The sequence below is a fragment of the Siculibacillus lacustris genome (genome assembly GCF_004328075.1).
GTDB lineage: Bacteria > Pseudomonadota > Alphaproteobacteria > Rhizobiales > Ancalomicrobiaceae > Siculibacillus > Siculibacillus lacustris.
In genome coordinates this window covers 59,587-72,804 of sequence record NZ_SJFN01000025.1, presented here as the reverse complement: position 1 = coordinate 72,804, position 13,218 = coordinate 59,587, and the positions used below count along the sequence as shown (strand labels likewise).

The following is a 13,218-nucleotide window of genomic DNA, read 5'->3' as shown; positions in this document are numbered from 1 at the left end:
GCCTCCTGGATGACGGCGGTCAGCGCCTTCTCGGCCATCCGCCGCGGCTCCAGGAAGCTCGGGAAGTAGCTGCCGGTGCGAAGGCGCGGGATACGCAACTCGACGGTGCCGGCTCGGGTCTCCCAGTCGCGCTCGCGGTAGCCGTTGCGCTGTGCCAGACGATCCTTGCTCTTCTCGCCCCATTCGGCACCGGTGTGGGCGCCGATCTCCAGCTCCATCAGGCGCTCCGCGGCGAAGCCGATCATCTCKCGCARRACATCSGCGTCGGCGCTCTTCTCCACGAGCGYCCGYAGGCTCATCATCATGTCGGTCATCGGTGGYTCCTCGGTCGGGTTGGTTCTCGCAACTCCGACCATACCGGCGCGCTACCGATGACCACCGTTCTCGTCAGCTACACCACCTCACGGGACACGATCAGATCGAGCCCTTCCGGGTTCATGGACCTGGCCAGAGGAAACTCGATGCCTCGGCGCGGGGCCGACGATCGATTTTCGGCAACGTTTCGACGGCGTCTTCTGGGTCGTGATCCATGCGGAGAGATCTTCATGCGCGACCCCGGCGGTGGGCGCCCGAGCGGAGGGCTCGACCGAGAGTGCGCGGGATGTGTCCGGACAGACGTTCCGACGGAGCCCTACGAAGCAGGGCTGCTTCCGCCGGTTCACCGACTGCGACAGTCGCGGTCGGATACCGGCGAAGCCACGGATGATCGCGCGGTCGTCTGGGCATTTGACCCGCGCATTTTGACGGGTGGCGTCGCCGCCGCCGCTGTCCGGCGGCCCGCTCGCCACGACACGTGGTCGACGAGATCGACCGCAGCGGCGCGAAGATCAGGGTGGTCGCCCTGAAACTCCGCGCCTGAGGTGGCTGAACGCCCCGATCTCTCCGCGAGGCTGGTGACGGGGCTGGCGAACCTCGGTCGGTAAGTAGTACTACGTCAATACATGATTCTTGGAACTCTATTCTTTGTTTTTCCGCTTTGAGGAGAATGAAATCACGGGTCGGCGAAGGGATCGACATGGCTTTCTTTGACCCGTCGCCGCGATGCAATCACTATAGAATTTCTATCGGAATAGGTGACTTTCTCTGTGGTCGCCGGACCGGAGCGTGTGCAATTCGTCGTGCGACGAGCCATTGCGACTGCTCCTGAAGAAGCCTCTCGAAAAGGGACGAACGTCGTGACCATCCTCGTCGGCGAAATGGGGGCCTCGTCGTCTCCGAGATCGGGTCGCCGCGCAAACCGTTCGCCGGTCCCCGAGATCACCGGGGAGCGGCGCGAGCATCTGCTCTTCCTCCTGTCGTGGATCTCGCCGCTGATCCTGGTCGTCCTCTGGGAAGCCGCTTCGCGAACCGGTGTTCTGTCGGCGCACGTGTTGCCGCCCCCCAGCGGCGTCGTGTTCACCGCCTGGAAGCAGGCGGTCGGCGGGACGCTGTTTCGGGACCTGTTCACCAGCCTGGCACGGGCGATGCTCGGCTTCCTGATCGGCGGCGGCATCGGCTTCGCCCTGGGGACGCTGGTCGGGTTCTCCCTGCTGTTCGGAGCCCTGATCGATCGCAGCGTCCAGATGTTGCGGACGATTCCCTTTCTGGCGCTGCTGCCGCTGGTGATCGTGTGGTTCGGTGTCGGCGAAGCGCAGAAGGTCTTCATGGTGTCGCTCGGGGTGATGTTCCCGATCTACATCAACACCGTGCTCGGCATCCGTCAGGTCGATCCGAAGCTGATCGAACTCGGCCGGGTCTGCGGCCTCGGGCGGACGCGGATGATCCGAGAGATCGTTCTGCCCGGCGCCCTGCCGTCGCTGTTGACCGGCGTCCGCTATTCGCTCGCCACCGCCTGGCTCGCCCTGGTCGTCGCCGAGACCATCGGCGCCAGCGCCGGCATCGGCTATCTGGCGCTCGATGCACGGGAGTTCCTGCGCACCGACGTGGTCGTCCTGACCATCGTCATCTATGCCGGGATCGGCATCCTGGCGGATTCGACCGCGCGTTGGCTCGAGCGCCGCCTGCTCGATTGGCACCCGAGTTATGCCCGCGAGGCGCGGCGATGAACGTGGCACCGCGGGCTTCGGCGCCGCTCGAGACCGCTGCCGTGGTCGCCGGTCTGGTTCGCGCCTACGGCGAGCGGCGGGTGCTCGATCACGTCGACCTGCACATCGCGCGCGGCGAGTTCGTCGCACTGATCGGACGCAGCGGCTGCGGCAAGACGACCCTGCTGCGAGCACTCGCCGGGCTCGATTCGATCCAAGGGGGGCGTATCGAGGCACCACGGACACCGGCGGTGATCTTCCAGGAGCACCGGTTGCTGCCCTGGAAGTCGCTCTGGCAGAACGTCGCCCTCGGCCTCGGCGAGCCCGGCGCGAGAGATCGCGCTTCCGCCGCCCTGGAAGAGGTCGGTCTCGGCGATCGTCTCGACGATTGGCCGCGCACCCTGTCGGGTGGACAGGCGCAGCGCGTCGCTCTGGCGCGGGCGCTGGTGCGCGAACCGACCCTGCTGCTGCTCGACGAGCCCTTCGCCGCGCTCGACGCCCTCACCCGCATCCAGATGCATCGGCTGATCAAACGCCTGGTCGCCAAGCATCGGCCCGGGGTGCTGCTGGTCACCCACGACGTCGACGAGGCGATCAACCTCGCCGATCGGATCCTGATCATGCGCGGCGGGGGTCTCGCCCGCGACCTGGCGGTCACCCGTCCGATCGATGCCGCCGACTTGCGGGCGGAACTGTTGTCCGAACTCGGAGTCGGCGTCGAAACCGACTGACTCTCGCAAACCCGGACGACCGCCGTCGCTCTGTGTCGTCCAGACAAGGATTCGTCGAATGTCCGATCACGTCTCTCGCGGCCCGACCCGTCGCTCGATCGTCGGAGCCGCCGCCGGCGGTTTCGCAGCGCTGCTCGCCTCGGGCAGACCCTCGCGCGCCGCGCCGCCCACCGGGCGCACCACCGACACGGTGCGCCTGTCATGGCTCAACACGCTGTTGTCGGGCATCGCCAAGGAGCGCGGCGACCTCGAGAAGCGACTTTTGGCGAGCGACGGCCTCAAGGTCGAATGGGTGGGCCCGTTCCCCAATCATGCCCCGTCGATTCAGGCGGTGGCGGGGGGCAGCGCCGACTTCAGCTTCGGCGGCAGCACTGCCGTCGGTTTCGCGGCGATCCTCGGCGGTTCGCCCCTGGTCTTCGCGCTGTTCGGCGACAGCCTGCCGCGCAGCACGGCGATCATCGTCCGGCCGGATTCACCGATCCGGTCGGTCAAGGATCTGGTCGGCAAGTCGATCGCCGCCAATCGGTCCGGTCTCGGCGAGTACGTGCTGGTCGCAGCGCTGGAGCAGCACGGAATCGCCCGCGATCAGGTCGACATCGTCTACCTCAACCCGCCCGATGCCGGCCCGGCCTTCGCCTCCGGCAAGGTGGACGCGTGGTCGATCTGGAGCCCGGTGGTCGACATCGCCCGCGAGAGTTACAAGGCGCGCGACGTGTTCACCGAAAAAGACCTGAACCATCAGCTCGACTACTCGTCCTTCCTGGTGCCGCGGGCCTTCGCCGAGAAGAACCCGGACATCATCCGGGCGGTTGCCAAGGCCTATCGCGACGAGGCGGCCTGGGTCAACGCGAACAATCGCGAGGTCGAATATCTGTTGCAATCGCGCGTGAATTACAGCGATGCGATCCGCGACAAGTATATCCAGGAAAAGCGCGAGTTCGTCATCTATGACGTGAACGATCGGGCGCATCTGGCGCGGCTGCAGGCCTCGGCCGACTGGTTCACCGCGCACCGCGTGCTGCCCGACAAGCTGACCGTCACCGACCATCTGGCCAAGATCTGAACGGCCGCGGACGGGGCCGCACCGATGGCGCTCCGACCTTTCGGGGGCGCCGTCGGATGGTCCGGCGGGACGTCGGCGTGCGCTGGACGGGTTCCGACGGGCCGAAATGCCGCCGCCCGACCTCGGGGAGATCGGGCGGAAACCGGCGGGCGGGTCGGATCGCAGATCGGATCACGGGGCGGCGGCGAGCTCGAGGGCGCGCGGCGGGATGCCGTCGGAACAGGGCAGGTTGTTCTGGCAGTGGCCGCAGGAGTGATAGCCCCACTCGTGGAAGGCCGGACGAATGTTGTTCTGGCCGTTGGTCACGCAGATGTCGTGGTCTTTGCCCGTGGCGTGGATTGCGCCGACCGGGCAGCGCGGAATGCAGACACCGCAGCTGCCGTCGGTCATCCACGGGCAATATTCGTAGACCCCGGTATAGGGGCGTGGCGTCGGGGCGATCGGCAGGTCGGTGACGACGCTGCCGATGCGGCCGGCGGCGCCCTTGCGGGTCAGCAGACCGGCGTGCAGGCCGAAGGTTCCGACGCCGGCGACATGAGCGACGTGCCGCTCCGACCAGGCCGGCAACCATTTGTCGGAGGTGTAGCGCCGGTCGAGGTTGGGGATGACCGCCCGTCCGCCGAGGCTCTCCAGATAGGATGCGACGGCGCGCCGGAGGACGTTGACGAAGACCTCGCCGTTGAGCCGGCCCGACACCCATTCCAGCGAGGGCAGCGGGTTGCCGCGTTCATAGGAGCGCTTGACCTCCTCGGAGAACGGCAGAAAGAAGGAGACGACCGCCTTCGCACCCGGCACCCAGAAGTCGGGATCGCGGTGGATCGGGCCGACCACCCCGGGTTCCTTCAGCCGCTCGAACAGCGGATCGTCGGCTGCGGCGACGCCGACCACCGGGGGCTCCCAGATCGGCACGTTGTCGCCTTCGGGGAGCGCGTTGCGGGGGTCGGTGGTGACCAACTCGGTCAGGAGGCTCTCGAGGGTGGCGACGTCGTAGCCACGCTTGCCGAAGCGGATACCCGCGTAGCCCTGGTCGGGATCTCGCGTCGTGTTCATGGCCGGCTCCCGCTGCGCGCGATCGCATCCTCGTCCGGGGTTCCCGGCGGGACCTGGTCGGAATAGGTTCCGCGGTTGAGACCGGAACTGGTCGGCGTGAAATCGAAGCCGTTCCATATCCACAGCCGGTCCCAGATGGACTCGGCCAGTTCTTCGGCCAATTGCCGGCTGGTCTGCCCTTCGGCGAGGCGGGTGGCGCCGGGCTCGGGGAACAACTCGCCCTCGATGTAGTACCAGACCTCCCAGCGGATCGGCGTGCCGGCATTGCGCAGCCACGCCGTCCGGTCGGACCGCCGCACCGACAGGACCTTGCGGAGGTCCGGCCGGTAGCCGCGATAGTTGACCTGGAGGATGTAGTCGGCCAGAGCCGCGACCACCGAGGGGCGGTCGAGGGAGACCTGATCTTCGCTCATGGCGCCGTTTCCTCTCGAACCGAAACGCTCGCCGCCGAAACGGCGAGCGCGTCGTTCAGCGCAGCGATTCCAGAGCCTCGGCGAGATAGTCGCCGTTCGCCCAGTCGTCGACCGCGAAATCGTTGGTCTGATAGCCGTGGGAGATCAGGAAGGATTTCTGGATCTCGATCGCCGCCCGGTTACGCCGCGACAGATTGGGAATGAGGTCCGCGGCGGCGATGTGCTTCTCGATCTGTTCCAGGTCGTCGAAGAAGGTCGCGCGGCGATAGATCGGGGCCGCGGCGCGCGGATTTTCCTTCGCCCAACGCCCGCCGCGGATCGCCGCCCGCAGGAAGGCGACGACGACGTCGCGGTTGGCCACGGCGAATTCGGTGTCGACCGCGGCGGTATAGGGGCCGTTCGATATCTGCAGCGTCCAGTCGGGATGACGCGACAGGTCTTCGATGGCGGTGAAGCGACCGGAGGCGATCAGGCCGAAGGCGCGCGCCGCGTCGCTGTGGATGGCGTCGACCACGCCGGCTTCGAGCCCGGCGACGTCGGCCGCCTTGTGGCCGAACAGCGAGCGGGCCCGAGCCCACACCTGCGACGGCTTGGCCGCCGGCGGATGCTGCTGTTGGTCGGTGTGCTCGAGATCGACGATCTCGACGTCGGCGCGCGACAGACCGGCGAGGTGCAGCGCCAGTTCGATGCCGAATTCGGCGGTCGCCCGCTGGAAGTCGATCTTGCCGCGGTTGAGACTCTTGATCAGGCCGATGCGTCGGCCCTTCAGGTCGGCGACCCGGCGAATCCCGGAGTCCGCCCGCACCAGGATCGAGCCGCCGGTCTGGCCCCAGGTCAGGCCGATCAGGGTGGTGTCGATGCGGTCCGCCTTGGCCTGGATGGTCGGGATGGCGCCGCCGTCGCGGAACAGGCGGGTCTTGCCGTGATTGTAATGCGGCAGCCAACCCTCGTTTTCGGGGAGAGAGCGCAGGTAGGTCGCCTTGGCACCGACCCGGGCGAACTCCTCGTCGAGCCAGCCCAGTTCCGCCGCGGCGGCCGAGCCGTTGAGAACCGGGCAGATCGTGTAGAGGACCGCCGCGGCATCGCCGGCGCCGATGGTTTCGCCCGACGGGGCCTGCTTCAGAATCGTGTTCATGGGTCTCGATCCGATCGAAGGTCTGCCCGTTCCACCGTCCTCGCCAGAGCATCCGCTCCCGAATGCCGGCGCCCGATCGGTGCACATCGCGACCGTCGCGAAGCACGGGTGAGATGTAGAAGACTGTAATTGTTTACGATTTTGCCGAGGCCTGAGTCAATTGTAAAATCTATCGATTTTATAGAACGTTATGCTGCGGATCGCCGGTGGGCGATCATCGACCGGCGGTCCGCGAGATCGCGCGGGTCGCCGGTCGGGATGCGGCGCACCGGGCGCGGCGTGGACTTCCCGCCGCCGGCCGGCGCGACGATCGGCTGCGGCGGTCGATCGAAGGGAGGGGGCTCGGAGCAAATCGTTTTCTCTCGACGCCGAATGGCGCGACGGATTTCCCGTGAGGGGCGGATGCACGGCCGGCTCGTGCCTCCGTCGACGATCCGGCGTCGCCTATATTCTGCTTTCTCGATCAAAGGAGTAGAAAATGGGTGTCATCGCCTGGGTCACCGGCGCCGTCTTGGTCGGCGTCGCCGCCGCCGCTCCGGCGGCGCTCGCCGCCGATCCGACCGAAGTCCGCGTCGCCTACAGTTCGATCGTGCCGGAAAGCCTGATCGTCAAGGAGCGCGGCTGGATCGAACAGGCGTTGGCGCCCAAGGGCATCAAGGTCAAGTGGATCGAGTCGCTCGGCTCCAACAAGACGATCGAATTCCTGCGCGGCAAGAGCCTCGACGTCGGCACGTCGAGCCTCGCCTCGGCCTTCCTGGCGCGCGCCAACGGCACGCCGATCCGCTACGTCTATTGGACGGCGCGTCAGAACACCGGTTCGCCGATCCTGGTGCGCGACGGCGCTCCCTACAAGAGCCTCGCCGAACTCAAGGGCAAGAAGATCGCGGCGACGCCCGGCACCGGGCCCTATATCTCGCTGATCGCGTCGCTGCAGAACAATGGTCTGTCGCCGACCGACGTCGAGATCGTCAGCCTGCAACATCCGCAGGGCCGCCTGGCGCTCGCCACCGGCCGGGTCGAGGCCTGGGCGGGACTGGATCCGGATTGGGCGATCGCCGAAATCGAGAACAAGGCGCGGGTGCTCTATGCGGCGCCGGAGCTGGCCGGCGGCGGCGGGCTCGACGTGCGCGACGATTTCCTCGCCGAACACCCGGATCTGGTGCGGGCGGTGCTCGACGGTTTCGAACGCGGGCGCCTCTACGCGATCGAGCATCGCTCGGAAGCGGCGGCCGCCTTCGCCGAGACCTCGAAGATCGATCCGAAGGTGGCCGAGCTGGTGCTCGCCCGCAACGACACCAGCCGACCGGCGGTGGTCGACGGCGATCTCGCCGCACTCGTCGCCTGGGGCAAGCTCTACAAGCAGCTCGGCTCGATCGAGGCGGCGACCGACATCGAGGCCGTGGCACGCGAAGTGCTCGACACGCAGACCTTCAAGCTCACGGCCAAGTGAGGGCACATCGATGACCGACGCCACCGCATCGGACCGCGACGAGACCTTCGAACCGTCGCTTCCGCGGCGGTGGCGTGGGGTCGGACGGGCCGGTACCGGCCTGATCGTGCCGGCGCTGGGGATCGCGGTGTGGCAGGCGGTGGCCAGCGCCGGTCTCGTCGATCCGACCCTGTTGCCGACACCCACCCGGGTGATCGGCGAATTGGGGCGGCTGGCGTTGTCGGGCGAACTCGTCCGGCACCTCGGGATCTCGCTGCAGCGGGTGGTGCTCGGGTTTCTCGGCGGCACCGGGATCGCGGTCGTGGTCGGGGCGTTGACCGGCTATTCGGCGCGCTGGCGGGCACTCCTGGATCCGGCCCTCCAGGCCTTGCGGACGGTGCCGGGGCTCGCCTGGATTCCGATGTTCATTCTGTGGTTCGGCATCGACGAGGGGTCGAAGGTCGGGCTGATCGGGCTGGCGACCTTCTTTCCGACCTATCTGAACTTCATGGCCGGCATCGCCCGCACCGACCGTCGGCTGATCGAGGTCGGTCGGGTCAATCGCCTGTCCGGCACCCGTCTGGTCGCGACGGTGCTGCTGCCCAACGCATTGCCGAATCTGTTCATCGGTCTGCGCCAATCGATGGGCGTCGCCTGGATCGTGGTGGTCGCCGCCGAACTGATGGGGGCGAGCAGCGGCATCGGCTATCTGCTGATGGACGGCGAGATGACCGGGCGGCCGCATGTCGTCATCGCCTGCATGATCGTCTTCGCGCTTTCGGGCAAGACCACGGACACCCTGCTGGCGGCGCTGTCGAACCGGCTGCTGCGGTGGCAGGACACCGAGGATCGGGACTGAGCGATGATCGAAATCCACTCCGTCACCAAAACCTACGATGGCTTCCGTGCCCTCGGCCCGCTCGATCTCACCATCGACCACGAGCACGTCGTCACCGTCATCGGACCGAGCGGCTGCGGCAAGAGCACGCTGCTGCGTCTGCTCGCCGGGCTGGAGGCTCCGACCAGCGGACGCCTCGCCGTCGACGGTCGGCCGATCGTCGGACCGCGCCACGACATCGGCGTCGCCTTCCAGGATCCCCGCCTGATGCCGTGGCTGACGGTTCGCCGCAACATCGGCCTCGGCCTGTGGGACCGGCCGGCCGAGGAGCGGCGGGCGGCGGTCGAGGCGGCGCTCGCGCGGGTGTCGCTCGGCGCTTTTGCCGAATCGCTGCCGAAGCAACTCTCCGGCGGCATGGCCCAGCGCGTCGGGTTGGCCCGGGCACTGGTCGCGCGGCCGCGCTTCCTGCTGCTCGACGAACCGTTCAGCGCGCTCGACCCGCTGACGCGGATCCAGATGCAGGACCACCTGCTCGACATCGTCGGCGACGAGATCCCCAACGTGCTGCTGATCACCCACGACATCGAAGAGGCGATCGTGCTGTCCGATCGCATCCTGGTTCTCGGCGGCCCACCGGCTCGGATCCGTCGCGACCTCGTCGTCGACCTGCCGCGACCGCGCCATCGCGCCTCGGCCGGTTTCCAGGCGTTGAAGACGCTGTTGCTCGACGATCTGTTCCCGCGCCACGGCGCCGGCGCGGAGGCCGCCTGATCCCTGTTCCCCCGAGAGGTTCCCCCATGACCGACGATGCCGTCTGGTACACGCGTTGTCCGCTGCCGACCGCCTTTTCCGTCGCCGTCCACACCGGACGGCTGGCCGAACCTCTGGCCCGGCACGGCGTCGCGGTGCATTCGATCCGCCATTCGCCGTCGGCGGCGGTGCGGCTGTCGCACTTCACCCACACCTTGCCCGGCCAGATGCGCCACGGCGGTCACATTCCGCCGCTGTGGTCGCGCTCGGAAGGACGCGACGTGCGCCTGCTCGGACTGAGCTGGACCGACGAGGCGCAATTGGTGCTGACGCTGCCCGAGAGCGGCATCGTCGGCCTCGCCGATCTGCGCGGCCGTCGCCTCGCGGTTCCGCGGCGGCCGCACTACCCGATCGACTTCTGGCGGGCGACGGTGGTGCGCGGCTGGGAGACGGCGCTGGCGCTGGTCGGATTGCGGCTCGCAGACGTCACCCTGGTGGACATCGATCTCGATCAGCGGCCGTTCGCCGAGACCACGGTCGGAACCGCCCCGGTCAGCCCGCCGGGCACCGCGGTGATGACCCTGTCGAGCCAGCGCGACGAGGCCAAGGCGCTGATCCGCGGCGAGGTCGATGCCGTCTTCTCGCCGGGCCATTATGGCGTCGCCTTGAAGGCCTTCCTCGGCGCCCATGTCGTCGCCGATCTGGCGCGAGACCTGCCGGATCCCCGCGACAGGCTCAACAACCCGACCCTGCTCGCCCTCACCGTCGAAGGCGCCTTCCTCGATCGGCGGCCGGACGCGGTTACCGAGGTTCTGGTCGGCGTGCTGCGCGCCTCCGCCTGGGCGCGCTCCCATCGTGCCGAAACCGCCCGGATCGTCGCCGCCGAAAGCGGCAATGCCGAGGAACTGGTCGAGGAGATCTTCGGCGTCGGATTTGCCGACGACCTCGCTCCGTCGCTCGACGACGATCGACTGGAGGCTCTGGCACGCCAAGGGGCCTTTCTGGCGCACCACGGCTTCATCCCGCGGCAGGTCGCCGCCGCCGAATGGGTCGAACCGTCGCCGCTCCGCCGGGCGCTCGACATCGTCGCCGAGGACGAGAAACGCGCCGAGCCGGTCCGATCGGTCGGCGGGCGGTAGGCGTGGTCCATGCCGCCGGGGGCGGTCCCGCTGATAGCAGAGCGCCCGTGAACCAGCCGACATGCCGATGCGGTGTCGAATGGCTCGATTCGAGGGGGGCGAGATCGACGCCGATCGTAAGTCGAATTCTGCGTCGAAGCGCTCCAGGAGGCTCCGGCTCGCGACGGCACGCCGGAGATCTCCGATACGGAACGGGGGTCGCAGTCCACGTCGGCCGCCGTCACCTCGATGCTCGTCGACGCCGGCGTCAAGATCCGCATGAATGGTAGAGGGTCTCGGCGGGACGACGTCTTCGTCGAGCGGCTCTGGCGATCGATCCTATACGAGGAGGTCGACTTCCGCGCCTACGCCACGTTCGCCGCGGCCTGCGCCTCGAGCGGCCGATATCTCGGTCGGTACAACGGATCGTGCCCTCACGCGTGTTTCGACCGGCGGACTCCGGATAAGGCCGACTTCACCGACACGCCGCTCCTCGCGTCGGCATGAACGAGGCGGGAATCCACTCGACGGGCCGGCCCCGACCGTTCAAATCAGCGAGACCACGTCTTCATATCGATATCGGCACGAGGCTCGCCGTGCCCGATCGCCATTGCGATCGAGCCGCTGCCTGACGTCATTCGAAGCGGCGCCGCTCTCGCAGGCGCGTGGTCTCTTGCCCCAGGTCCCGATCGGCCTGGAAGCCCGATTCCGATCCCTTTCAGGGCGACGGAATTGGATCACGAGGGTGGCCGTTGCCGTCGGGGACGTCAGAACTTCGGCAGTCCCGGCGGATTGACTTCCGAGGCGGGCAGCGCCTCCTCGGCCAATTGCCAGCGGGCGAGAATCCGGGCGTAGCTGCCGTCGGCGATCAGGCCGTTGATCGCCAGGGTGAGCGGCGCGGCGAGGCCGCTGCCCTTGCGGGTGGTGATCGCCACGTCGGACCGCGCCGGCCAGCCGGCCGACAGGGTGCCGACCCGTTTGATGTTGCGATCGCGGGCGGCGATGAAGACCAACTGCGCATGCGGCTGGACGATCACGTCGGCGCGCCCGGAGATCAGCGCCACCAGCCGGGCCGCCTCGTCGTCGAAGGTCTGGAACTCGATCGGCTTCAGCCCGGCCGCGACGTTCTGCCGGCTCCATTCGAGCAGGATGCGCTCCTGGTTGGTCCCGGCGGTGACGGCGATCTTCAGGCCGGCGGCATCCTTCGGCTCGCGGATCGCGCCGATGCCGCTGTCGGCGCGGACGAAGAAGCCGTGCAGCCCCAACCGGTAGCTGGAGAAGTCGAATTTCTCCTTGCGTTGCTCGGTGACGCCGACGTTGGAGATCACCGCGTCGTATTTGCCCGAGGTGAGGCCGAGCGGCCAATCGGCCCAGGCGGTGGCGACCAGGACGAGGTCGAGCCCCAGCGCCTCGGCGACCGCATGGCCGATGTCGGGATCGGCGCCGACGATGGTGCGGGCATCGGTCGCAAAAGTGCCGAGCGGGGGTCCGCTCGGGTTGATCGCCACGGTGAGCCTGCCCGGCGCGGCGAAGGCGAAGCCGGCGGGGATCGCGGCGATCGCCGCGGCGTTGCGGCCGACCCGGATGCGCCCGGTCTGTTCCGGCGAAAGGTCGAAGCCGGCCTGGGCGCTCGCCGAGAGCGAGCCGAGCAGCACTGCGGCGGTGAAGGCGGCGGCGAGGGTGGCAATCCGCGACATCGGCATGGGTCGGGGTCTCCGTGGCGCCGGGATCATTTCTTCGGCAGGCCGGGCGGGTTGGTCTGCGACTTGTCGATCGCCTCGGCGGAGAGGCTCCAGCGGGCGAGCGACTTGGCGTAGTTGCCGTTGGCGATCTGTTCGTTGAGCACCGCGGTGACCGCATCGGCGAGGCCGGAGCCCTTGCGGGTGGTCACGGCGATTTCGGCGGTGATCGGCCAGCCGCCGGAGAAGGTCCCGACCTGTTTGAGATTGTTCTGCCGGCTCGCCTTGAAGGCGGAGGTGGCGTTGGGGCCGAAATAGGCGTCGGCCCGGCCGGACTGGATCGCCAGATCGAGCACCGCTTCGTCGTCGTAATATTGCAGTTCGGTCGCCGCCAGGCCCTTGGCCTTGTTCGCCTCGATCCAGCGCAGCAGGATCTGCTCCTGGTTGGTGCCGGAGGAGACGATGACCTTGAGCCCGGCAATGTCCTCGGGCTTGGAGATGTTCGCGATCTTGTTGGTCAGGGCCACGTAGAACCCGAGCAGATCCTTGCGATAGGTCGAGAAGTCGAACTTCTCCTTGCGCTCCTCGGTGACCGTGACGTTGTGGATCACCGCATCGAACTTGCCCGAGACCAGCCCGAGCGGCCAGTCGGCCCAGACGGTCGGCACGTTGACCAGCTCGAGGCCCAGCCCGTCGGCGACCAGTTGGGCGATGTCGGGCTCGGAGCCGACCGGCGTCTTGTTGTCGGTGGCGAGCACCGCGAAGGGCAGGCGACCCGGCACCGAGGCGACGGTGAGCTTGCCGGGGGTTGCGAACTTGAAGTCGGCGGGAATCAGCCGGATCGCCGCCTCGACCTTCGCGGCGCGGATGCGGCCGGGCTGAGCCGGTCCGAGGTCGACCTCGTCGGCGGCGAAGGCGGGTGCGGCGATCAGGGCGAGGGCGGCGACGGCGAGCGCGTCGCGGCGGGAAGGTCGGAAGGACATGGGCT

General features: G+C 68.0%; 14 protein-coding genes. 8 read left to right on the top strand and 6 right to left on the bottom strand.

Going from position 1 to position 13,218, the window contains the following annotated elements:
• Positions 1–314: transposase (locus tag EYW49_RS16070; RefSeq protein ID WP_206365489.1), on the bottom strand; the 314-nt coding region annotated here is incomplete at its 3' end.
• An 882-nt stretch (positions 315–1,196) separates the two neighbouring features.
• Between EYW49_RS16070 and EYW49_RS16065 the strand changes: the two genes are divergently transcribed.
• Genes EYW49_RS16065 through EYW49_RS16055 form a run of 3 tightly spaced genes read left to right on the top strand, consistent with a single transcriptional unit; the run spans position 1,197 to position 3,818 of the window.
• Positions 1,197–2,045 carry an ABC transporter permease subunit gene (locus tag EYW49_RS16065; protein WP_131310645.1) on the top strand — a complete coding sequence of 283 codons (849 nt, stop codon included), beginning with the start codon at positions 1,197–1,199 and terminating at the stop codon, positions 2,043–2,045.
• The gene (locus tag EYW49_RS16060) at positions 2,042–2,755 is read left to right on the top strand and encodes an ABC transporter ATP-binding protein (RefSeq protein ID WP_131310638.1); all 714 of its coding nucleotides are present in this window, start codon (positions 2,042–2,044) and stop codon (positions 2,753–2,755) included. Before EYW49_RS16065 ends, EYW49_RS16060 begins: the two co-directional genes overlap by 4 nt.
• Positions 2,756–2,813: 58 nt before the next feature.
• Positions 2,814–3,818: an NrtA/SsuA/CpmA family ABC transporter substrate-binding protein gene (locus EYW49_RS16055; protein ID WP_131310637.1), complete on the top strand. Its 1,005-nt coding sequence runs from the start codon at positions 2,814–2,816 to the stop codon at positions 3,816–3,818.
• A 171-nt stretch (positions 3,819–3,989) separates the two neighbouring features.
• Here EYW49_RS16055 and EYW49_RS16050 read toward each other — a convergent pair whose 3' ends face one another.
• Genes EYW49_RS16050 through EYW49_RS16040 form a run of 3 tightly spaced genes read right to left on the bottom strand, consistent with a single transcriptional unit; the run spans position 3,990 to position 6,416 of the window.
• A complete protein-coding gene (locus EYW49_RS16050; RefSeq protein WP_131310636.1) occupies positions 3,990–4,868 on the bottom strand; it encodes an epoxyqueuosine reductase in 879 nt (292 codons plus the stop codon).
• On the bottom strand, positions 4,865–5,281 hold the full coding sequence (locus EYW49_RS16045; protein ID WP_131310635.1) for a hypothetical protein: 417 nt from the start codon (positions 5,279–5,281) through the stop codon (positions 4,865–4,867). Before EYW49_RS16045 ends, EYW49_RS16050 begins: the two co-directional genes overlap by 4 nt.
• Before the next feature lie 55 nt (positions 5,282–5,336).
• Positions 5,337–6,416, bottom strand: a complete 1,080-nt coding sequence (locus EYW49_RS16040; protein ID WP_131310634.1) for an ABC transporter substrate-binding protein — start codon at positions 6,414–6,416, stop codon at positions 5,337–5,339.
• A 478-nt stretch (positions 6,417–6,894) separates the two neighbouring features.
• Here EYW49_RS16040 and EYW49_RS16035 point away from each other — a divergent pair, with 478 nt between their 5' ends.
• The 5 genes from EYW49_RS16035 to EYW49_RS16015 all read left to right on the top strand — a co-directional run bounded on the left by EYW49_RS16035 (position 6,895) and on the right by EYW49_RS16015 (position 11,058).
• Positions 6,895–7,866, top strand: a complete 972-nt coding sequence (locus EYW49_RS16035) for an aliphatic sulfonate ABC transporter substrate-binding protein (RefSeq protein ID WP_131310633.1) — start codon at positions 6,895–6,897, stop codon at positions 7,864–7,866.
• A 10-nt stretch (positions 7,867–7,876) separates the two neighbouring features.
• Positions 7,877–8,704, top strand: a complete 828-nt coding sequence (locus EYW49_RS16030; protein ID WP_131310632.1) for an ABC transporter permease — start codon at positions 7,877–7,879, stop codon at positions 8,702–8,704.
• A gap of 3 nt (positions 8,705–8,707) precedes the next feature.
• Entirely contained in the window at positions 8,708–9,454 is a 747-nt protein-coding gene (locus EYW49_RS16025) for an ABC transporter ATP-binding protein (protein WP_131310631.1), read from the top strand.
• Positions 9,455–9,480: 26 nt separating this feature from the next.
• Complete coding sequence (locus tag EYW49_RS23045) at positions 9,481–10,572, top strand: ABC transporter substrate-binding protein (RefSeq protein ID WP_165498290.1); 1,092 nt, start codon at positions 9,481–9,483, stop codon at positions 10,570–10,572.
• A 228-nt stretch (positions 10,573–10,800) separates the two neighbouring features.
• Positions 10,801–11,058, top strand: coding sequence for an integrase core domain-containing protein (locus EYW49_RS16015; protein ID WP_131310630.1), 258 nt, complete (start codon positions 10,801–10,803; stop codon positions 11,056–11,058).
• Between the two features lie 260 nt (positions 11,059–11,318).
• Here EYW49_RS16015 and EYW49_RS16010 read toward each other — a convergent pair whose 3' ends face one another.
• Together EYW49_RS16010 and EYW49_RS16005 are read right to left on the bottom strand one after the other, a co-directional pair.
• A complete protein-coding gene (locus EYW49_RS16010; protein WP_131310643.1) occupies positions 11,319–12,248 on the bottom strand; it encodes an ABC transporter substrate-binding protein in 930 nt (309 codons plus the stop codon).
• A gap of 32 nt (positions 12,249–12,280) precedes the next feature.
• Positions 12,281–13,213: an ABC transporter substrate-binding protein gene (locus tag EYW49_RS16005; RefSeq protein ID WP_131310629.1), complete on the bottom strand. Its 933-nt coding sequence runs from the start codon at positions 13,211–13,213 to the stop codon at positions 12,281–12,283.
• Positions 13,214–13,218 lie beyond the last annotated feature (5 nt).

Coding starts and splice junctions, on each gene's coding strand:
- EYW49_RS16045 (WP_131310635.1), bottom strand. CDS start 5,281: ATGAGCGAAGATCAGGTCTCCCTCGACCGCCCCTCGGTGGTCGCGGCT.
- EYW49_RS16030 (WP_131310632.1), top strand. CDS start 7,877: ATGACCGACGCCACCGCATCGGACCGCGACGAGACCTTCGAACCGTCG.
- EYW49_RS16060 (WP_131310638.1), top strand. CDS start 2,042: ATGAACGTGGCACCGCGGGCTTCGGCGCCGCTCGAGACCGCTGCCGTG.
- EYW49_RS16050 (WP_131310636.1), bottom strand. CDS start 4,868: ATGAACACGACGCGAGATCCCGACCAGGGCTACGCGGGTATCCGCTTC.
- EYW49_RS16005 (WP_131310629.1), bottom strand. CDS start 13,213: ATGTCCTTCCGACCTTCCCGCCGCGACGCGCTCGCCGTCGCCGCCCTC.
- EYW49_RS16010 (WP_131310643.1), bottom strand. CDS start 12,248: ATGTCGCGGATTGCCACCCTCGCCGCCGCCTTCACCGCCGCAGTGCTG.
- EYW49_RS16065 (WP_131310645.1), top strand. CDS start 1,197: ATGGGGGCCTCGTCGTCTCCGAGATCGGGTCGCCGCGCAAACCGTTCG.
- EYW49_RS16035 (WP_131310633.1), top strand. CDS start 6,895: ATGGGTGTCATCGCCTGGGTCACCGGCGCCGTCTTGGTCGGCGTCGCC.
- EYW49_RS23045 (WP_165498290.1), top strand. CDS start 9,481: ATGACCGACGATGCCGTCTGGTACACGCGTTGTCCGCTGCCGACCGCC.
- EYW49_RS16025 (WP_131310631.1), top strand. CDS start 8,708: ATGATCGAAATCCACTCCGTCACCAAAACCTACGATGGCTTCCGTGCC.
- EYW49_RS16015 (WP_131310630.1), top strand. CDS start 10,801: ATGCTCGTCGACGCCGGCGTCAAGATCCGCATGAATGGTAGAGGGTCT.
- EYW49_RS16040 (WP_131310634.1), bottom strand. CDS start 6,416: ATGAACACGATTCTGAAGCAGGCCCCGTCGGGCGAAACCATCGGCGCC.
- EYW49_RS16055 (WP_131310637.1), top strand. CDS start 2,814: ATGTCCGATCACGTCTCTCGCGGCCCGACCCGTCGCTCGATCGTCGGA.